The sequence below is a fragment of the Burkholderia sp. S171 genome, assembly GCF_009766085.1.
GTDB lineage: Bacteria > Pseudomonadota > Gammaproteobacteria > Burkholderiales > Burkholderiaceae > Caballeronia.
Genome location: NZ_LMUF01000043.1, coordinates 108,362 through 128,097, shown reverse-complemented (window position 1 = coordinate 128,097; position 19,736 = coordinate 108,362). Strand labels below are relative to the sequence as shown.

Sequence of the window (19,736 nt, the reverse complement as noted above, 5' to 3'; positions counted from 1 at the left end):
CCGAGATAATGACCGCGTCCGCCGGTGATCAACGCACCGCCCACAACCACTACCGCAATCGACGGCAGCAGATAGGGGTCGCCCATGCCGAGGAACGCCTGACTGCTGAAGCCGGCAAGCAACAGGCCGACCACGGCGGAACACAAACCCGAGAGGCAATACACCGCGATCAAGGTGGCGCCCACACGTACGCCCGACAGCTTCGCTGCAACCTGTGAATTGCCGACGGCATAGATCCGTCGCCCAAAAGCCGTCCGATGCAGCAACAGCAACGCCAATGCAAGGAACAGCGGCACGCACCACGCGGCAAGCGACAAGGGACCCACGCGTCCGTTCGTAAAGTTGCTGATGGCCGACGGTGCCCAGCCCTGCGGCGAGCCGTTGCAATAGATAAGCGTGATCCCCTGCAGCAAGCCGTTGGCGGCCAGCGTGACCACAATGGGCGGCAAGCCCAGCACCACCACGCCCACACCATTGAACACGCCGACCAGCAGGCCCGCACACAGCACCAGCGGTACGGCCCACGTTGCGGCTTCGTTGACGCCATGCGTGAGCCCGGTCAGCAACACGCCCGACAGCGTGATGAGCCAGGGCACGGAAAGGTCGAGTCCGCCTGTCAGGATCACGGCGCCTTGCCCAAGCCCCAACACCGCCAGGAACAAGGTCAGCGTCAGCAAGCTCGTATAGAAGTTGGCGCTTGCGAGGACACCTGGGCCATAGACCACGCCCGTGATCGCGATCACCGCGAAGAACAGCAGATACGCCGGCACGACGTACTTGACCCATTCGCGATTGCGTTCGATCCAGTCGCCCAGCACGTGGCCCGTGAGCTCCGTGTTTTCTATCGGACGGAAGTTCTCCACTTCGAACTTCACGCGCCGCGCGCCCGGGTCATTGCGTGCCCGTGTTCCGCTGCTCCACGCGGTGAACCATCGGCTGGCATAGCGCACGCAATGATGCGCCGCCGACTGCTTGCCGACCGACGACCCGAGCACCGCCAGGATCAGGATCACGGCTTCGGCGATGGTCGTAAAGAACGCGGATACGTTGAGCACCAGCAGGATATTGACCGTGATCATCAAGGTCATTGCGGCGAACACCGTGCCCACGCAACCACCTCGCCCGCCACCCAGCCACGTGCCGCCCAGCACGACGGCCGTGAACATGGAGAGCAGCAACGGCCGGCCCACCAGCGGATCGGCGGAGCCCGTTTGTGCCGACACATACAAGCCCGCTGCCGCGTAGAACATGCCGGCGAGCGCATAGGTCGCGATCCGATAGCCTCTCACGGGCATGCCGTTCGCATAGGCGCCATCGGGGTCGCTGCCGAGCGCATACAGGCCTACGCCGAAGCGCGTACGTTTGACGAAGGTCCACACGAGCAGCGCGACGACGAGCACGGCCGCTGACATGGGGACTTTATCGGGCACGAGATCGGACGTGATGAACGCACCGAACTGTTCGCCGATGCTGCCGCCCGGTTTGTTCTGGATCAGCAGCGTCAAGCCCTGCACCATGAACATGGTGGCGAGCGTGACCACGATCGACTGCAGCCGGAACCATGCGATCAACGCGCCGTTGATCAGTCCAATGCCTCCGCCTATCGCGAGAATCAGCGCGACGCCACCCCATTGTTCGATCGGTGAGCCTTGCACGAAGCGCACGGCGAGCACGTTGGACAACGACACCACCGCCGACGCCGACAGATCGAAACCGCCGCTTAGCACAACGATGGTCTGCCCTATCGCGGCGAGCGCGAGCGTCGTGCTGCTGGAGATCACGGAACCAACGTCGTACAGCCCGACCGGCGTGGCCGACAGCGATACCCACGCGATCATCATCGCCAGCAGAGCACCGATCGCGATGATCAAGCCACGATAATGATCCACACGCGCCCACAAACCGACGTGTGCACCGGGTCGCGCGACATCGCTATCGGGCGACGCTATTGCAATTTTCATAGTCGACCTCTGATTGCCTGAACGAGCTTCATGAGCCCATCAACTTGAAAGCATCTTGCGCATCACGTTCTCTTCGGTGAGCGCCTCGCCGGACAGCTCCGCAACATTGCGTCCGCGATACACCACTGAAACACGGTCGCAAACATTCACCAGTTCCGGCACGTCGGTGGAATAGAACAGCACCGAGCCGCCGGCCGCCGCGAACGCACGCATCAGCACGAAGATCTGGTGCTTGGTTCCCACGTCAACGCCGCGCGTGGGATCGAACATCAGCCACACGCGACTTTGGGTCAGCAGCCATTTCGCCATGGCGATCTTCTGCTGGTTACCGCCCGAGAAAGAAAGGCATGGCTTGTAGACTGCCCGCGGATTGACTTCCATTTGCGCGAGCGCCCGCTTGATGGCGGCCTGCTCGCGTTTCCTGTCGATCAGGCCGAAGCGCGAGAAGCGCTTGATCACCGGCAGCGAGACATTCTCCCCGCCGGGCAAACGAAGGAACAGACCCTCGGTCTTGCGATCTTCCGGCAGGAAACTCGTCGACACCCCGGCCTTCAGCGAATCGGCGGTTGACGTCAGCGTGACCGGCTTTCCATCGATCAGGATCTGGCCCGCATCGATAAACTCGGCACCGAACAGCGCTTCAAAAATCTCTCGCTGCCCCATGCCTTGCAGCGCTGCGATGCCATGCACTTCGCCTGCCTTGAGCGTGAGGTCGAAGTCGTTGACCACGCCGTCCACCTTGATGCCACGCGCTTCCATCGCCGGGGTTTGAAGCGGTGACGGGGTAGCCACTTTCGGCGGATATTTGGCGTCCATCGAGCGGCCGATCACGAGACGAATGACTTCATCGTCCGAGATCGAATGGGTATCGAAAGCACCTACGTCCCGGCCGTTTCTATACACCGTGAGGCTGTCGCAGAATTCACGCACTTCCTGCATCCGGTGCGTGATGAATACAAAGGTCACGCCGCGCGCCTTCAATTCCTCGATCCGTCGCGACAGCCACGCGACGTCACGCCCGGAGAGCGCGGACGTAGGTTCATCGAGTAGCAGCACTTTGGGCTGGCGGACCAGCGCCTTCGCAATCTCGATCTTCTGGCGCACCGGTAGCGCGAGATCACGGATATAGGCACCCGGGCGGATATCGCCCAATTCGAGCTGTTCGAGCCAGTGAGCCGCCTGCTTTTGCGATTCCCGTTGACGGATGCGGCCAAACCAGCCAGTCGGTTCGTACGCCATCAACAGGTTCTGCGCGACGGTCAGGTCTCGTACCAGCGTCATCTCCTGGAACGCCGTCTGCACACCCGCACGATGCGCGTCCTTGGGACCGCGCATGCTCACGTTGCGGCCCATGATGGCGATGCTGCCCGCATCCGGCTGCATGAGGCCGGACAACAGCTTGACCGTCGTTGACTTGCCCGCGCCGTTCTCGCCGAGCAGCGCATGAACGGCGCCGCGTTTGACGCGGAACGACGCGTTGTCGAGCGCGACAGTGGCGCCGAACCGCTTGGTGACCTTCGAGAGATCGAGCGCCCACTCGTTGCTGCTTGCATCCGTCGATGTCTCCGTCGCTGTCATCGTCTCTGTCCCTGCACTCGACATGGCGTCACTCCTCTACCCTTAGTCCGGCTTGCCGGTCAGTGCCGCATTGAAACCAACCTCAGTGGTCTCTGCCGAATAGATGTCCGCAAACCAGCCCGGCGGTACTTTGTCCGGCATAAACGCGGTGCACCCACCTTTCAGTTCATCGATGGAACCCGTCGTGCACAGCTTCGACTGTGATGTCTCCACCAGCGGCAACTTGAGCGTCACATGGGCCGGGAAGTCCTTGCCGTCGAGCTTGTCCACGGCCATCTTCAGCGCCAGCGCACCGGAGTACGGCGGCGAGCCATACGAAATGGACCGGTAGCCAATCGAGCGATAGGCACCTTCCCCCTTCACCGTGCCGGGCGGCAACATCTGCACGCGATGACCGTTCGACGATTCACCCGCGCACGGCTTGATCTTGTCGTCCGCTATGCCTGCGTCGAGCTGCATGGATGCCGCCGTGAAGCAGCCCACCTGCATCCACAAGCCGTCGATCTTGTCCCAGCTATTGGTCGCCAGGATCTTCGACAACTCCGTCTTGGCCGTCGCCTGGCTCCACATGCCCGTGCCTTCCGCGACGATCTTGATCCCCGGATACTTGGCGAACACGGCCTTCGCAGCGTCGGTGCGCGCGCGATCCACGGAGGTGCCGGGCACGCCGTTGATCAGCACGATGTTGCCCTTGCCGTTGATCGTCTTCGCAAGCCATTCAGCGGTGACGGTGCCGGCTTGCTTCTGGTCGATCGTCACGTTATGAGCGCAGGGCTCGGTCACTTCACCGTCATACGCTGCCACCACCACGCCCTTCGAACAGGCGTTCTTGATGGCGCGATTTAACGCGGTCGGCGAGATGGGATAGATCACGATGGCCTTCGCGCCGGCCTGGACCATCGAGTTGATCTGCTGGATCTGCTTCTGCGCGTCGGTTCCGGCCACCTGTACTTCGAGGTCGACCTTGTCCTTGAGTCCTGGAGTAGCGGCCATGGCCTTGACCATGTTGGCGGCTTCGGTTTGCCAGTCATTGCCGACATAACTCATCGATAGAAAAATCTTGTACTTCCCCGCTGCCGAGGCCTGTCCCGAGACGGCTAGCGTCGCGAGAAGCGCGGCGCCCAGCGCGAGCCGAGCCCCCCGACGGATGGTGTTCGTCAGTGCGTTCATGTCTTCCTCCGATCCTGCGTATGGTTATATGATCCCGTACTTTTCAATACTTGCTTAATTTCTTCTAATACCAGCACTACTAACTTTCAACGTGCTTCAGGCGTGCGCTGGCGGGCAGTTGAATGCCAGCAGAGCCCGCCACGACATTCGGGTCGTGACCGGGAATGATGAAGTCCGCAATCTGCCGGATACGCTTGAGCGAAGCCAGTTCAGCAGCCGTCTCATGGACAATGCCGACCGGCACCAGATCCACGATGTTCTCCATACAGCTTGCGCAGTCGCCGGCAATCAGGACCACGCCATCGGCCGTATCAACCGCAACCGATTGATGCCCCGGCGTATGTCCCGGCGTTGGCACAACCCGCACGCCGGGCGCAATATCGGCTACGCCGTGCACGAATTGCCAGCGAAAATAGGCGAGCGGTTCGCGGCCGATCAGGAACTCCTGATAAAACGTCGACTGCGTCGGCAACGGCCTGCCCGCGTATTCCCACTCGCTTGCCTGGACCACGAAACGTGCATTCTTGAAGAGTGTGTTGCCGCCGGAATGGTCGTAGTGCAGGTGGGTGTTGATGACAATATCCACGTCGTCCGCATTCCAGCCCACATACTCTTTCAGCGCACGTTCAAGCCGCTCTTCCGGCGCCTGCTCACAAGGACAGACGAAGCTCGACACCCAGCCGGGGTCGTGAATCCCGGTATCCACCACAATCTTTTTGTCACCGCCTACAATCGCCGTCGACCACACCGGGACCTTGATCTGCTGGCCGTAGTAGCGGCCATAGATCTGCGATGAACGGTCGACAGTCAGCCAGCCCGTAGGCATGGCTACGACCTTGAGTTTCGACACAGCCACGTTGCTCTCCGCCGTCAAAGGTTGAAGGAGTTGCGCCCGCTAGGGCAACCTTAGAAATTCGTGTTGTCCGCGCCCTTTAGCCCAAGCATGGCGCGCGCTTCGTCCGGGGTCGCAATATCGAGCGACAGGCCTTCTATTACCTGCCGAATCTTCACGACCTGCGCAGCACTGGATTCAGCCAGCTTGCCCGCCTCTATCCAGAGTGAATCTTCAAGCCCGACCCGCACGTTCGATCCCTGCGCCACACCCAGCGTTGCAAGCGGAATCTGGTGGCGTCCGGCACCCAGGATCGACCACACGTAATCGCTCCCGAACAGACGGTCGGCGGTGCGGCGCATGTGCATGAGGTCTTCCGGATGCGGCCCGATACCGCCAAGCAGGCCGAACACGCTTTGCACGAAGAACGGCGGTTTCGCGAGGCCGCGATCAACGAAATGCGCCAGGTTGTACAAGTGCGAGATGTCGTAGCATTCGTACTCGAAACGCGTACCGTTCGCGCCGCATGACGTGAGGATGTATTCAATGTCCTTGAACGTGTTCTTGAAGATCAGGTCGCGGCTATTCGCCAGATGCTCGCGTTCCCAGTCGTGCTTGAATTCCTTGAAGCGGTCGAGCATGGGATAGAGACCGAAATTCATCGAGCCCATGTTGAGCGACGCCACCTCCGGCTTGAAATGGTGAGCCGGTTTTAACCGCTCTTCCACCGTCATGTGCGGACTGCCGCCGCTGGTGATATTGATCACCGCGTCGGTCTCGGCCTTGATGCGCGGCAGGAACTGCTGGAACACGGCGGGGTCTTGCGTGGGCCGGCCGTCAATGGGGTCTCGCGCATGCAGATGCAGGATTGCCGCGCCTTCTTTGGCCGCAGCGAGTGCTGCGTCGCCGATCTCCTGCGGTGTGACCGGCAAATACGGTGACATCGACGGAGTATGGATCGCGCCCGTGGGAGCACAGGTAATAATAACTTTACGCTTCGTTGCCATGCTGTCAGCCCTCGTCCGATAAAAAGCGTTCAGAGCACTTCGACGTTGCCACACACAGAGATCGCCTGGCCCGAGATACCGCTGCCGCCCGGCGAGCACAAGAAGAGCGCGGTCGCAGCCACTTCTTCCGGCGTGGTCATGCGGCGCAGAGAAATTTTCGCGAGATACTCTTTCTCCATTTGCTCATAGGAAAGACCGAGCTGTTCCGCGCGTGCGGCGATCACCCGTTCAATGCGCGGCCCCTTCACAATGCCCGGCTGGATAGCATTGACGCGAATGTTGTCCGGCCCCAACTCGATCGCCAGGCTCTTGATGAGGCCTACAACCGCCCACTTGGTCGCTGAATAGGGCGTGCGGTACGCGTATCCGAGCCGCCCCGCTACCGATGACAACGCAACGATCGACCCACCGTCGCGCGCCTGGCGCAGCATCGGCACAGCGCGGCGTGCGAAGTAGAACTGAGCATTGAGATTCACGTTGACGGTCTGCTCCCAGTCACCCGCGTCCATCTCGTCGATACCGCCCGTCGGGCCCGCAATCCCCGCGTTATTGATCAGCACGTCGAGGCCGCCGAGCTGCGCGTTCACGTCGTCGAAAACACGGTCGACGGCCGCGCGGTCCGACACGTCCGCGAGCGTCGTGGTGATCGCGTTCATCTCGGCGCTTTGTTCGGCTTCGTTGAGCGAATCGATAGCTTCGTGGCTCGAGTCGCAGACATGCACGCGCGACCCGGCATCGACAAAAGCACGCGCGATCACCAGGCCGATACCCGACGCGCCGCCCGTGACCAGCACGCGCAACCCCGCGTGCGGTTTCAACATCTGTAGAACCGACATGCTTGTCTCCGTCGTTTTTTTAGTGCAGCTCAGCCTCAACTTGCAGGCTCAAATCAAGCTCAGGCCCTGGCCGCTTCCCTGCTCTGCAAGCGTTCTTGCAAGTCCGCAGCGGCGCCGCCGATGTCCTCTTCTATGCCCGCTCGGGCGCCCTCTCCGTCGCCCTTCCAGAGGGCATCGACAATCTTGCGGTGCGCCGCCATCGACAACCTCATATGCGGGATGTCCGGTGCCACGAGGTTCAGGAACGGGCCGATACGCATCCAGAGATTCTGGATGGTCGCAAGCGTCAGGTCGCTTGCCCCATGCGTATAGATTGCTATGTGGAATTCGAAATTGCTGCGCAGGTACGCGGGTACATCGCCCGCTTCCACGTGGACATCCATTGTGTTGAACACCGCTTGCAGTACGTTCAAATGGTCCTTCGTCATCCGTGATGCCGCCCGCTTCGCCACGCAGCCTTCAAGGGCGATCCGCACGTCGCGCAGTTCTTCTAGCAAGTCGAGCGTCATGGGCGGCACCATGAGCGCGCGGCCTGGACCGTCGATCAATGCGCCTTCGGCTTGCAGTCGCGTGAGCGCGGCACGCACCGGCATGGTCGATGAACCGACTGCTTCCGCAACCCCACGCAGGCTCAGCGCCTGACCGGGGGCGAAGCGTCCTGTCATGATCGCCTCGCGCAACTGCGCGTAGACGCGACCCGCCATGGTCTCGCGCGCCACCAACTCAAGCGGCAGCGCGTCCGCGCTCGATTCACGTGTTGTCAATTAAACAGCTCCTTACGAGATATGTGACCTGTGATCACACAGTAAGAAGAAGTTTGGTGCCGTTGCGGCGCTTAGTCAACCTTCAAATGCTAGGGGAAAACGCGACTGCCGTGGTGTTGTCACGGCAGTCGCGTCGGCCTCCCCCGCGGCGTTCCTCATGCGGTTTTTTTGTCATGGCTCCGGTGCTGCAAATCGCGCAAATCAAACGGAGTCGAGCGCTTGCGTTCCCCGGTCAGACGATAAATCGCATTGGCAATAGCCGGCGTCACCGCAGGACTCGACAGCTCGCCTACGCCCCCCGGTTTGGCGGGGTCCCCCTGCACGATCTCGATATCGACGGCCGGCATGTCGCTCATCCGCGCCACGCGATACGTATCGAAGTTATGCTGCACAACGCGGCCATTGCGAATGTCGATCTGGTCGAAGCTCGCATGTCCGAGGCCCCACATCAGGCCACCATAGAGTTGCTCCTCCACGCCACCGGGCGAAACCGCCAGACCGCAATCCGCCACGCAGGTGAGCTTCTCTATGACGATCGCCCCATCCTTCTTCGCGACACGCGCGACGACCGCGACATAACTGCCGTAGGCCTGATTGGTCGCCATGCCCAGCGCCACGCCTGCGGGCAGCGGGTCATGCCATCCCGCGCGCTCCGCAGCTCGCCTGACGACCGCCGCATGGCGAGGCTCGTCATGCATGTTCGCCAGCCGGAACAGCAACGGATCCTGTTTGCCGAGGTGGGCCGCTTCATCGATGATCGACTCGACCGCGAACACATTGGAGATGTAGCTGACCGCCCGATACCAGCCCGTCGGGACACCCGTTTCATGGCGCACCCAGCCAATGTCCAGATGCGGCGCGCAGTACGTGAACTCGCGCGCGTTGATAGCCTCGGTGGTGCTGTAGTCCATGCGATCCGCGCGATCGAAATAACCCGGCTCCCATTGCTCCGGCGAAGCCGGCGAGACGGCGCGCAATTGCAACGCGGCCAGGCGGCCGTGCTCGTCGAGCACCGCCTTCGCGCGATGGTACGTAGCCGCGTGATGAAACAGCGCGCCCATTTCGGTCTCGCGGCTATTCATCAGCTTGACCGGTTTGCCGGTCTTTATCGCGAGGTAGGTGACTTCGAACAGCCAGTATTTCGATTCGCGCGCGCCGAAGCTTCCGCCCGATACAAGCTCGTGCACCGTGACCTGATCTCCCTTGAATCCACCGATCACTTCGGCGGCCTCTTGCGCCGTTGAGGGGACCTGGATACCACCCCAGTAGGCGATGGCGTCCTTCGTTGCCCATGCGGTGACGTTGACGGGTTCCATCGGGTTCTGGGCTTTGTACGGCATCGAATACGATGCTTCTATCACGCGCGCCGGATGCGTCCACGCGGTCTTCGCGTCACCCGATTGAATGGTCGGCACGACGTGCGCCGCCGGGCTGTCGAGCCACGCAGCCTGATGACCTGCGAGCGCGTCGCTGTTGAAGCTTTCGAAGAGGCTGTCGTCCCACTCGATCTGCAACGCCGCCTGTCCTTGATGCGCCGACCAGTAGTCATCTGCAAGAATCGCGACGCCTGCCTGATTGCCGCCCAGCACATCCGGCCGCCCTGGAATCTCGATCACGCCGCGCACGCCCGGCACTTTGAGTGCGGTGGACGAATCGACGCTGCGCACGCGCGCGTCAATCACTGGCGCGCGCGTGATCACGGCAACCAGCATGCCGGGCAGATCGACGTCGATGCTGTATTGAAACGTCCCCGCGACCTTCTGCGCCGCCCCGCGCTTCTTCTGCAACTTGCCGATGTACTTGAACTGCGCAGGGTCCTTGAGCGCGACGTCCTTCGGCGCAGGAACGCGTGCCGCAGCTTCAGCTAGCGATCCGTAGTTCGCCCGCCGGCTGCTCGCTGCGTGTTCAACATACCCGTTCGCCGTCGAACACGATGCAACCGGCACGTTCCACTGGTTGGCAGCAGCCGCAACGAGCATTGCCCTTGCAGTTGCGCCAGCCATTCGAAGGCGATCGTATTCGAGCGAGACGCTGGTACTGCCACCCGTTGAGAACACCTTCCACAATGGATGAATGTAGACCGCGTAGAACGGATTTTCGGGCGTGATCACGTCGACCGTGAACGGGTCGACATCAAGTTCCTCCGCCACGATCGCTGCCAGCGCGGTCCGCGTTCCGGTGCCCGAGTCATGTTTGTGAACCACGAGTTTGATCGTATCGTCGGGCAATACGCGGACCCATGCGTTGGGCTCGAATTCGTTGGTCGCGCTCGTTGACGCAGCAATGCCTGATGCTTCGTCCGCCCGGGCATCGGGCAGACGAAAGCCGACGGCAACGCCTGCGGCGAGTAATGCCGAACTCTGCTTCAGGAAGCGTCGGCGGGAGACCTCACGAGACTCGACCAGCGTCACCGCCGGTTTGCTTGCGTCGCGCATCATGCCTCCTTCTTTGGCGACAGGAGTTCGGGAGCGGCGCGTTTGATCGCCCTTCGAATACGCGCATAAGTGCCGCAGCGGCACACGTTGCCCGACATGGCCGCGGTGATCGTTTCGTCGTTGACTTCAGGTTTGCCGTTGAGGAACGCCGCTGCTGACATCAACTGCCCGGGCTGGCAATAACCGCATTGCGGCACGTCCTCTTCAACCCATGCGCGCTGCAACGGATGCTCGCCGGTCTTCGACAAACCTTCGATGGTCGTGATGCGATGCCCCGCTATCGCCCCGACCGGCAGCACACATGAGCGCATCGCATTACCGTCGAGGTGCACCGTGCATGCGCCGCAAAATCCGCCGCCGCAACCGAACTTCGTGCCGGTGAGTTTCAGGCGGTCGCGCAACACCCACAACAGCGGCATGTCTTCCGGTACATTGTCGAGCGTATGCCGCTCGTCGTTGACGATAATCTCGATCATGGGTGTCTCCCTTCGCTTGTCGCTTGTTGTCCAGCCGTCGCGCCGATTATTGAAAGCCGTTAAATCCCGCGCCAGCGACAATTTCTTCTAACGGCCGTCAGTCCGACTAACAGGTATGTTCAAACGCTACCCTTCCATCCAGTCGATGCAGGCCTTCCTCAACGCGGCGCGCGGCGGCAGCTTTTCGAGTGCTGCAAGGCAGCTCGACCTCACGCATAGCGCGATCAGTCAACAAATCCGGACGCTGGAGGAATTCGTCGGGCAGCCGTTATTCGAACGCAAGAATGGGCGCGTGATGCTCAACGACGCCGGCGTGCTGTTCGCCAACCTGCTTGGCGACGGCTTCGAGCAGATCGACCGCGCGTTGTCCTCCGTGCAGGAGCGGCCGGTCGCACATTCCCTTACGCTCGACGTGGATCCAGAGTTGTCGCAACATTGGCTTAGCTCCCGCCTGGCAGCGCTGATCGAAGCGTTGGACGGACGTGCGCTGACTGTGCTGTCCACGCCTCGCCACGAGCGCACGGCGTTCGAACGCGCCGACATCGCATTGCGATACGGCTACGGTGAATGGGAGGGCTATGAAAACAAGTTGATGTGCAGCGACCGGTTGACGGTCATGGCCTCACCGGCGCTGGTAAAAAAATTCGGCCTGAGTTTGCCGCTCGCGCCCGAAGCGGTGCTTGAGTTGCCGCTGCTCGGCTATACAAAGCGTTCATGGATTCCGTGGCTCGAAGCGGCTGGCTTGGCGGCGCTCGAACCCTCGAACACGCTCGCCGTGTTCGACAACGCGGCGAGCCTGATTGAAGCCATGGCAGCGGGCGTAGGCGCCGGACTCGCACGGGGTCTGCTCGCGGCGGATGCGCTGCGTGCAGGGCAACTGGTGGTGCTGACCGAGGTCGCCATTCCAACCCACTACAACCTGTACGCGGTGTGGCCGCAAGGCAAACGCGAGAGGGTGGCGGACGTGGTGGAGACGCTCAAGGCGCTGGTGGCACAGAGCCTTGAGTAAAAGGAGTGTCAGTAGAAGGTGCTTCGGCGCACTGGCGCACGGTATCGAGAAACAGCCGTAGCACCGGCGACGTGTCGCCGGTCCGGAAGCGCGCATAGAGCGACACCTCCGGCGGTTGTCCGCTCAGCGGCTTGAAGACCACACCGCCGGTCGTCAACTGCTGCGCTGAGGACGGCACCAATGCCACGCCAAGCCCTTGCCTCACCAGGCACAGCAACGTCTGCACCTCAACCACCTCCTGCTCGATCTTCGGCGTAAACCCGGCGTCAATACAACAGTCCCGTAAGAACCTCGCAAGCTTCGAATGCGTCAGGCCGAACGACACGAAGCGCTCCGCGTGCAACTCCTTCAACGCGATCTCCTGTCTCTGTGCGAACCGGTGTCCCGGCGGCAGCACGGCCATTGCACATTCCCTCACGACCACCTCACTCTGGATCTCCGGGTCGTCATGGGTCATACGAAAGAAACACACGTCCAGGCGGTGCTCCTTCAGCGCTTGAATCTGCGCGGCGGGCGTCATTTCGTGCAATGTCCAGCGTACGGCCGGATAACGTTCGTCGAAGGCGCGCAGCGCGAGCGGAATGGCGTCGACCATGGCCGAACTGATGATGCCGATCTCGAGGTTCCCCACTTCCCCACGCCCCGCGCAACGGGCCAGATCGATCGCACGTTCGAACTGCGCGAACACTAAAGGCACTTGTTCCTTCAGTGTTTTCCCTGCCTCCGTGAGTTCGACACGATGTTGCGAGCGTGTAAAAAGCGCCGTGCCCAGCTCCTCTTCAAGCAGCCTGATTTGCTGGCTTAAAGGAGGCTGGGAGATGTGCAGGCGCGCGGCTGCGCGGCCGAAATGCAACTCGTCGGCAAGCACCGCGAAGTAACGCAACAGCCGGATGTCCATATCGCCTACGTATCAAGAGTCACGTTAAAAAATATTGTACAGAGCGCTTTTGTTTGAAGAGACTGCGAATCAAGCAGCAGTGCACATCAGTGTGACACTCGATGCCGGCGAGGGGAAAGCGCTAAAAAAATAGCGCTTTGCAAAGGGCCGCAATGCACATCCGCAGATGCGCCTGCCAGCGATCCGGCAACTGGTTAATGCCAGTTCCTCTGTTATGGGAGATCGAGTACATGATCATCGACACAAGCTGTTACCCGACCAACCTGGTCGACCTCGCCTGGCGCCACGACGGCGAACCGTTCACGGGCGAGCGCCTGCTCAAGACGCTCGACGGGCCTTACATCATCAACGGCAAACCGCGCCGCATCGACAAGGCTTTCATCCAGCCGCCTCAGGGCAATACGATCTATACGTGGACCGACGGCGAGCGTTCAGGCCGCGAGTCGATTGACGACTACATGGCCTACACCGTCGAGCTGACCCAACGTTACCCTGACCGGCTGATCGGTTGCTTTGTCTACAACCCGCGTTGCGGTCCGGAGAACGGGGCCGAAGCCATTGAGTTCTATGCGAAGGAACATGGCTTCAAGATGGTCCAGTTGCAGGCCAACATGCACGCCTACCGCCCGGACCGCGCACTCGACTGGTTAAGGCCCGCGCTGCGCAAATGCGCGGATCTGGGTCTCATCGTCAAGCTTCATACCGGTGATGGTCCCTACAGCATTCCGACCGAGTGGTATCCGCTGATCCGGGAATTTCCATCGGTGAATTTCATCATGGCGCACTTCGGTGTGCAGACCGGTGGTGTGTATTGCTTCGAGCCGTTCCAGATGGCGATGGATACCCCCAACGTCTATTGCGAATCGAGCTGGTGCCTGCAATCACGCATTGTCGAATTTGCGAAGGTGCTGCCCACGCACAAGATCCTGTACGGCTCCGACACGCCGCCGAACGAACCGGGCATGTGGCTGCGGCTGCTCGAAGTCCTGTGCCACGAGCCGCCGCAAGGCCTCAATCTCGACGAAGACACGCTCGAGGATTATCTCGGCAACAACCTCGCGCGAATGATCGGCCTCGAACCGAGTCCGCCGCCGCGCAGTGTGGAGCAAGCACACGATTATCTGAACCAGTTTGCCGGAGCCCGCGCATGATCATCGATACCCATCTGCACCCGACCAATCTTGTCGACGAAGCCTGGCGCCATACCGGCGAGCCGTTCACCGGCGAGCGCCTGCTCAAGATGATGGACGGCCCGTACATGATCAACGGCAAGCCGCGCCGTATCGACATGGGGTTCATCCAGCCGCCGCCCGGCAACACGGGTTATCGCGACGGTAACCGGCGTGGCCGGGAAGGCATTCGCGACTACATGGCATACATCGCCGAACTGACGCAGAAATACCCCGACAGGTTTATCGGCAACTTCACCTACAACCCGCGTTGGGGCCCGGAAAACGGCGCGGCCGAACTCGAGTTCCATGTGAAGGAGTACGGCTTCAAGATGCTGAAGCTGCACGCCAACATGCATGGCTACCGGCCTGATCGTGCGCTCGACTGGTTGCGTCCCGCCATGAAGAAATGCGCGGAGCTGGGCGTGGTCGTGTTGATTCATACCGGCGACGGACCGTACACCATCCCGACGCAGTTCTATCCGATCATCCGCGAATTTCCGATGGTGAATTTCATCATCGGTCACTTTGGGATCCAGACCGGCGGCAACTATTCATTCGAATCCTTCTGGATGGCAATGGATACGCCGAACGTGTATTGCGAGTCGGGCTGGTGTTATCAGTCGCGCATTGTTGAGTTCGCGAAAGAGTTGCCGCGCAACAAGATCGTGTTTGGCACGGACTCACCGCCGAACGAACCAGGCATGTGGCTGCGTGAACTGGAGATGCTGTGTTCGCCCGCGCCGCAAGGCATGGACCTGGACGAGGACGGACTCGAAGACTACATGGGCAACAACATCGCGAGGCTGGTCGGCATCGAGCCGAGCAAACCACCGAAGGATCTGGCCGAGGCTGAGAAGCGCCTCAAGGCGAGCTATGTGTAGTTGATGGAGGACCACGGGCGCCGTATCTGTATGCGTATCCATGCGTGCGCCCGTGGTCGTCGCGCCTCACTTTTTGTCCACATGCCGGAGCCCATCATGGCCGATGCACGCTTGCACGAACTCGCGGGAACGCAGGACTTTCACGCGTTCGTGTCTGCCTATCGCGACCTCTTTCCCGATGACGTGCTGACGATCAGGCAGCCGCTGTCCGCCGATCAGGATGTGACTGCGCTGGTCGCGGAACTGGCTACGCGAGGCCGGCACGAGATGCTGGTTTGCGAGCAGGTTGATGGTCTGGACACGCCGCTGGTCACTAATGTCTTTGCGTCGCGCAGTCGCATTGCGCGGCTGTTCGGTGTCGAACCGTCGAACTTGTTTGAAGCCTATCAACGCCGTGCGAATGCACCGCTTGCGCCGCGTTTCGTAGCGAATGGTCCCGTTCTCGATCAGGTAACCGAAGGCGATGCAGTCGACGTCGATCACCTGCCAATGATCCGGCATTTCGATACCGACCGCGGCCCGTACATTACCAACGCGGTGATCGTCGCCGAAGATCCGGTGACGGGCATCGCCAACCTCAGTTACCACCGTTCCATGCGCCACGCGCGCAATGCACTCGCCACCAGCCTGCATTCGCGTGGACACCTTTGGCGGATGCTGCAAAGCGCGCAGCAACGCGGTGACGTGCTCCGCGTTGCAATGGTGATCGGTGCTCATCCTCTCTTCATGCTGGCAGCTTCCGCGCGGGTACCGTTCGGGACAGACGAGCGTTCGATTGCCGGTGGCCTGTTCAACGCGCCACTTGAACTCGTGCGCACGCCGCGTTACGGCATAGGCGTGCCCGCTGCTGCGGAGTTCGTGCTCGAAGGCACGATCGATCCAGCCGAGCGCGCCGACGAAGGTCCGTTCGGGGAATTCTCCGGTTATTCGTCGGACCGCTCGACCAACAATGTGCTTCGCATCGACACCATGATGCGCCGTCGCGATGCATGGCTCGTCGACGTGGTCGGCGGGCCCTATGCCGAGCACTTGACGCTCGCGCGCTTGCCTCGCGAGGCGGAAATGAGCGAGAAGTTGAAGGCGCGTTTTCCCTCCGTGACGGCGCTTCATTACCCGAACTCCGGCACGCACTTTCATTGCTATGTCGCATTGAACCAGTCGCGCGACGGCGAAGCGCGCCAGATCATGCTCGCATTGCTCGGCTGGGATCCTTACCTGAAAAACGTGATCGCGGTGGACAGCGACATCGACATCAGCGACGACTCACAAGTGTTATGGGCGGTCGCCACGCATTTCCAGCCGCATCGCGACTTGTTCGTGATCGATGGCTTGCCGGGCAGCCCGCTCGATCCTTCGTCGTCGGCGTCAGGCACGACCTCGCGCATGGGTATCGATGCGACTCGCGGGTCTACGTTCGACGGCATTCGCGCGCGCATCGGCGAACGTGCGATTCATCACGCGCGTTCATTGCTTGCGGGTCTCGAACGCGGAGTGCCGGCATGACGATCGATAAAAACCGCCGCATGGTGGTCGGCATTAGCGGTGCATCGGGATTCATCTACGGCGTTCGCTTGCTTGAATTGCTGCGCGGACTGGATGTGGAAACGCACTTGGTCCTCTCCCGCGCGGCCCTACTTACGATGACGCACGAGACCCATTACAAACTCGCCGACGTGACTGCGCTCGCTACCGCGACACATCGTTGCGACGACCTCGCCGCCAGCATCGCAAGCGGCTCGTTCCGCACGATGGGGATGATTGTCGCCCCCTGCTCGATGAAGACGCTAGCCGAAATTGCTAACGGCATGTCGCTCGGTCTGATTTCAAGAGCAGCCGACGTGACACTGAAAGAACGCCGGCCGCTTGTCCTGCTCGCACGCGAGACACCGCTCACGCTGGCGCATCTGCGCAACATGACCGCCGCAACCGAGATGGGCGCCATCGTGGCCCCGCCCGTTCCCGCGTTCTATACCCGGCCGCAATCGCTCGGACAACTGATAGATCACACGCTCGGCCGTGTACTCGACTTGTTCGGGCTCGAGACAGGCACCGTTACGCGCTGGCGGGAGGCTGTTGAAGAACCACTTTCCGCATGAAGGTTAGTTAGCCAGACATCAGCACCCGTTACGACCACCAGGAGACGATCGATGAACACCATTCACATGACCCATCACGAAGCCGAGAAAATTCCAGTCACCATTTTGGCCGGCTTCCTTGGCGCGGGCAAAACCACGCTGTTGAACTACATCCTGCGCGAAAACCACGGGCGCAAGATTGCTGTGATCGAAAACGAGTTCGGCGAAATAGGCATCGACGGCGGTCTCGTGCTTGAATCGACCGAGGAAATCTACGAGATGACGAACGGCTGTGTCTGCTGTGTCGGCGCGGTGCGCGAGGATCTCGTGCGCATCGTACGCACGCTGATCGACAGGCCCGAGCGGCTCGATCACATCATTGTGGAGACGAGCGGTCTCGCCGATCCGTACCCGGTCGCGCAAACGTTCTTCCTCGACGATCCAATCGCGAAACAGGTCACGCTCGACGCCGTCGTGACGATGGTGGACGCGAAGCATATCGCGGCACATCTGGACGACATCCTCCTCGACGGTTCTGACAATCAGGCTGTCGATCAGATCGTGTGCGCGGACCGCATTGTGATCAACAAGACTGATCTCGTGAGCGAGCAGGAAGTGGCCGCTCTGACCGCCCGGATTCGCGGACTCAACGCCACCGCCGACATCGTCCCGTCAAGCTATGCGCTGATCGACCTGGGGAAGATCCTCGGCGTGGGCGCCTCCGAGTTCTCACAGCAGCTGGTCGAAACGGGCGGACTTTCCGGGCACGAGCATGAGCATGAGGATCACGAACATCAGGAGCACCACGAGCACTCAGATGAACACGAACACGAACACGACGCCAGTGTCTCGTCGGTCGGTATCGAGGTATCTGCCGAGGTCGATCTCGACGTTTTGCAGGACTGGCTTGCCCAACTACGCACATCGGATGCGACCAAGCTGTTTCGCATGAAGGGCATTCTCGCCGTGCGAGGGCAGCCGTGCCGCTACGTGCTGCAAGGCGTGCACAACGTTATTGAACTGCGCGCGGCGCAGGCCTGGGGTTGCGAGCCTCGGACCAGCCGCATTGTTTTTATCGGCCGCGATCTCGATCGTGCCGAGCTGACCGACCGCTTCCATGCCTGTCTCGGCGCACCTATAACGGCCTGACGGGTTGAACAGCCGGCCCGCGGATGACTCGTGGCGCGAATGCTGCCAAAACAGCGCGAGCACATGTGCCGCAGACCGTGGGTCGCGGACCGCGGGCTGGTCAATAACGAAAATTCAGGAGACATTCGATGAACACCGCCCCACACCCTGTCGATCAGCGCCTGCCGAAGCGCCAGATGATTACGCTCGGATTGCAGCACATGCTGGTGGCTTATATCGGCGCGATTGCCGTGCCGCTCATCGTCGCGTCGGCGCTCAAGATGTCGGCCGCCGACACGACCGTCCTGATCAGCACCGCGCTCTTTTGCTCGGGTATCTCGACACTCCTGCAGACCATCGGCTTCTGGAAATTCGGCGTGCGTTTGCCGATCCTGCAAGGCGTTGCGTTCAGCAGTGTCGGACCGGTGATCGCCATTGGCTCGAATCCGAATGTCGGCTTTGCGGGCGTGTGCGGCGCCGTGATCGGGGCGGGTTTATTCACCTTGTTCGCAGCCCCTTTGGTCGGCCGGCTGCGACGCTTCTTTCCTCCCGTCGTGACCGGTTGCATCGTGACCGTGATCGGCTTGCAGTTGTTTCCGGTGGCCTACGAGTGGGCAGCAGGCGGACGGCAAAACCCACAATTTGGCGCATCGCCATTCTTGTTGGTCGCGCTGTTCGTCGCCCTCGTGATACTCGCGGTCAATCGCTTCGGCTCGCCGTTCCTGCGCAACCTGTCGGTGTTGATCGGGCTCATTGCCGGCGGGATCGTCGCGTGTCTGCTAGGGATGGGGAACTACAGCGGTGTCAGGAGCGCACCGTGGTTCACCGTACCTTATCCGTTCCACTTCGGCACGCCGGTATTCGCCGTCGTACCGGTGCTGACCATGATCGTTGTCATGGTCGTGCAGATGGTCGAGTCAATGGGGCTCTTCATCGCGATCGGCGGCATTGTCGACAAGCAGGTCACCGAAGAAGACGTCGTGCGTGGCCTGCGCGCTAACGGCCTTGCCAGCGCCATCGCAGGAATGTTCGCGGCATTTCCGTTTATCGCGTTCATGGAGAACGTCGGGCTCGTGATCCTCACGGGTGTGCGAAGCCGCTGGGTCGTTGCCACAAGTGGTGCGTTGATGTGCGTCGTGGCCCTGGTGCCGAAGATAGGCGCGGTCGTCGCAGCGACGCCTGCCGCCGCGCTCGGCGGAGCGGGGATCGCGATGTTCGGCGTCGTCGTGGCAGCGGGCGTGCAGACGCTCTCGAAGGTCGACTTCGAAAGCAATCGATACAACGTATTGATCGTAGGTTTCACGATCGCGACGGCGCTGATTCCCGTGATGGCTCCTGAGGTATTTAAGCAGATGCCCGAGTGGACCCAGCCGTTCCTGCATAGCGGTGTCGTGCTCGCCTGTCTCGTCTCCGTGGCCCTCAATGCGGTGCTTAACGGCGCGCATGAGGAGGTCGTGGTCGAGACGCATCAGCTGGTCCGGGAATAAACCAGACCCCGCTAAATCCATGCACGG

Annotated in this window: 17 protein-coding genes; 7 read left to right on the top strand and 10 right to left on the bottom strand. The window is 61.2% G+C overall.

The features are described 5' to 3' along the window. The 9 genes from GSQ93_RS23815 to GSQ93_RS23775 form a co-directional block, all read right to left on the bottom strand. A partial coding sequence (locus tag GSQ93_RS23815; protein WP_158938274.1) for an ABC transporter permease occupies positions 1-1,961 on the bottom strand: 1,961 nt, incomplete at its 3' end. A 39-nt stretch (positions 1,962-2,000) separates the two neighbouring features. Next, complete coding sequence (locus tag GSQ93_RS23810; RefSeq protein ID WP_254074015.1) at positions 2,001-3,563, bottom strand: sugar ABC transporter ATP-binding protein; 1,563 nt, start codon at positions 3,561-3,563, stop codon at positions 2,001-2,003. 18 nt (positions 3,564-3,581) lie between these two features. After that, the gene (locus GSQ93_RS23805; RefSeq protein WP_158938093.1) at positions 3,582-4,709 is read right to left on the bottom strand and encodes a sugar ABC transporter substrate-binding protein; all 1,128 of its coding nucleotides are present in this window, start codon (positions 4,707-4,709) and stop codon (positions 3,582-3,584) included. A gap of 79 nt (positions 4,710-4,788) precedes the next feature. Then, positions 4,789-5,565: an N-acyl homoserine lactonase family protein gene (locus tag GSQ93_RS23800; RefSeq protein WP_254074014.1), complete on the bottom strand. Its 777-nt coding sequence runs from the start codon at positions 5,563-5,565 to the stop codon at positions 4,789-4,791. 50 nt (positions 5,566-5,615) lie between these two features. Beyond that, a complete protein-coding gene (locus GSQ93_RS23795) occupies positions 5,616-6,548 on the bottom strand; it encodes a 3-keto-5-aminohexanoate cleavage protein (RefSeq protein WP_158938092.1) in 933 nt (310 codons plus the stop codon). Positions 6,549-6,577: 29 nt separating this feature from the next. Then, a complete protein-coding gene (locus tag GSQ93_RS23790; protein WP_158938091.1) occupies positions 6,578-7,384 on the bottom strand; it encodes an SDR family oxidoreductase in 807 nt (268 codons plus the stop codon). Positions 7,385-7,443: 59 nt separating this feature from the next. Continuing rightward, positions 7,444-8,088, bottom strand: a complete 645-nt coding sequence (locus GSQ93_RS23785; protein ID WP_158938271.1) for a GntR family transcriptional regulator — start codon at positions 8,086-8,088, stop codon at positions 7,444-7,446. Positions 8,089-8,303: 215 nt separating this feature from the next. Next, positions 8,304-10,586 carry a xanthine dehydrogenase family protein molybdopterin-binding subunit gene (locus GSQ93_RS23780; protein ID WP_254074013.1) on the bottom strand — a complete coding sequence of 761 codons (2,283 nt, stop codon included), beginning with the start codon at positions 10,584-10,586 and terminating at the stop codon, positions 8,304-8,306. Continuing rightward, positions 10,583-11,059 (bottom strand): (2Fe-2S)-binding protein, encoded by a 477-nt coding sequence (locus GSQ93_RS23775; RefSeq protein ID WP_158938090.1) that lies wholly within the window; start codon positions 11,057-11,059, stop codon positions 10,583-10,585. The genes GSQ93_RS23780 and GSQ93_RS23775 overlap by 4 nt, the downstream gene beginning before the upstream one ends. 115 nt (positions 11,060-11,174) lie before the next feature. Between GSQ93_RS23775 and GSQ93_RS23770 the strand changes: the two genes are divergently transcribed. After that, the gene (locus GSQ93_RS23770) at positions 11,175-12,068 is read left to right on the top strand and encodes a LysR substrate-binding domain-containing protein (RefSeq protein ID WP_158938089.1); all 894 of its coding nucleotides are present in this window, start codon (positions 11,175-11,177) and stop codon (positions 12,066-12,068) included. Here GSQ93_RS23770 and GSQ93_RS23765 read toward each other — a convergent pair. Next, complete coding sequence (locus GSQ93_RS23765) at positions 12,037-12,966, bottom strand: LysR substrate-binding domain-containing protein (protein ID WP_158938088.1); 930 nt, start codon at positions 12,964-12,966, stop codon at positions 12,037-12,039. The genes GSQ93_RS23770 and GSQ93_RS23765 overlap by 32 nt on opposite strands. 230 nt (positions 12,967-13,196) lie before the next feature. Between GSQ93_RS23765 and GSQ93_RS23760 the strand changes: the two genes are divergently transcribed. From GSQ93_RS23760 to GSQ93_RS23735, 6 genes are all read left to right on the top strand, one after another. Continuing rightward, entirely contained in the window at positions 13,197-14,117 is a 921-nt protein-coding gene (locus GSQ93_RS23760; RefSeq protein WP_158938269.1) for an amidohydrolase family protein, read from the top strand. Continuing rightward, positions 14,114-15,019 (top strand): amidohydrolase family protein, encoded by a 906-nt coding sequence (locus GSQ93_RS23755; RefSeq protein ID WP_062173372.1) that lies wholly within the window; start codon positions 14,114-14,116, stop codon positions 15,017-15,019. The genes GSQ93_RS23760 and GSQ93_RS23755 overlap by 4 nt, the downstream gene beginning before the upstream one ends. 96 nt (positions 15,020-15,115) lie before the next feature. Beyond that, complete coding sequence (locus GSQ93_RS23750; protein ID WP_158938087.1) at positions 15,116-16,522, top strand: UbiD family decarboxylase; 1,407 nt, start codon at positions 15,116-15,118, stop codon at positions 16,520-16,522. Beyond that, positions 16,519-17,115, top strand: coding sequence for a UbiX family flavin prenyltransferase (locus GSQ93_RS23745; protein ID WP_216857661.1), 597 nt, complete (start codon positions 16,519-16,521; stop codon positions 17,113-17,115). Before GSQ93_RS23750 ends, GSQ93_RS23745 begins: the two co-directional genes overlap by 4 nt. A 51-nt stretch (positions 17,116-17,166) precedes the next feature. Continuing rightward, positions 17,167-18,243 (top strand): GTP-binding protein, encoded by a 1,077-nt coding sequence (locus GSQ93_RS23740; protein WP_158938086.1) that lies wholly within the window; start codon positions 17,167-17,169, stop codon positions 18,241-18,243. A 128-nt stretch (positions 18,244-18,371) separates the two neighbouring features. Continuing rightward, positions 18,372-19,709: a nucleobase:cation symporter-2 family protein gene (locus tag GSQ93_RS23735; RefSeq protein WP_158938085.1), complete on the top strand. Its 1,338-nt coding sequence runs from the start codon at positions 18,372-18,374 to the stop codon at positions 19,707-19,709. Positions 19,710-19,736: the final 27 nt, after the last annotated feature.

Bases quoted from the DNA above. Each gene is read 5' to 3' on its own strand.
- GSQ93_RS23810 (WP_254074015.1), bottom strand. From the start codon at position 3,563: ATGTCGAGTGCAGGGACAGAGACGATGACAGCGACGGAGACATCGACG.
- GSQ93_RS23805 (WP_158938093.1), bottom strand. From the start codon at position 4,709: ATGAACGCACTGACGAACACCATCCGTCGGGGGGCTCGGCTCGCGCTG.
- GSQ93_RS23795 (WP_158938092.1), bottom strand. From the start codon at position 6,548: ATGGCAACGAAGCGTAAAGTTATTATTACCTGTGCTCCCACGGGCGCG.
- GSQ93_RS23790 (WP_158938091.1), bottom strand. From the start codon at position 7,384: ATGTCGGTTCTACAGATGTTGAAACCGCACGCGGGGTTGCGCGTGCTG.
- GSQ93_RS23785 (WP_158938271.1), bottom strand. From the start codon at position 8,088: ATGGCGGGTCGCGTCTACGCGCAGTTGCGCGAGGCGATCATGACAGGA.
- GSQ93_RS23780 (WP_254074013.1), bottom strand. From the start codon at position 10,586: ATGATGCGCGACGCAAGCAAACCGGCGGTGACGCTGGTCGAGTCTCGT.
- GSQ93_RS23775 (WP_158938090.1), bottom strand. From the start codon at position 11,059: ATGATCGAGATTATCGTCAACGACGAGCGGCATACGCTCGACAATGTA.
- GSQ93_RS23770 (WP_158938089.1), top strand. From the start codon at position 11,175: ATGTTCAAACGCTACCCTTCCATCCAGTCGATGCAGGCCTTCCTCAAC.
- GSQ93_RS23765 (WP_158938088.1), bottom strand. From the start codon at position 12,966: ATGGACATCCGGCTGTTGCGTTACTTCGCGGTGCTTGCCGACGAGTTG.
- GSQ93_RS23760 (WP_158938269.1), top strand. From the start codon at position 13,197: ATGATCATCGACACAAGCTGTTACCCGACCAACCTGGTCGACCTCGCC.
- GSQ93_RS23755 (WP_062173372.1), top strand. From the start codon at position 14,114: ATGATCATCGATACCCATCTGCACCCGACCAATCTTGTCGACGAAGCC.
- GSQ93_RS23750 (WP_158938087.1), top strand. From the start codon at position 15,116: ATGGCCGATGCACGCTTGCACGAACTCGCGGGAACGCAGGACTTTCAC.
- GSQ93_RS23745 (WP_216857661.1), top strand. From the start codon at position 16,519: ATGACGATCGATAAAAACCGCCGCATGGTGGTCGGCATTAGCGGTGCA.
- GSQ93_RS23740 (WP_158938086.1), top strand. From the start codon at position 17,167: ATGAACACCATTCACATGACCCATCACGAAGCCGAGAAAATTCCAGTC.
- GSQ93_RS23735 (WP_158938085.1), top strand. From the start codon at position 18,372: ATGAACACCGCCCCACACCCTGTCGATCAGCGCCTGCCGAAGCGCCAG.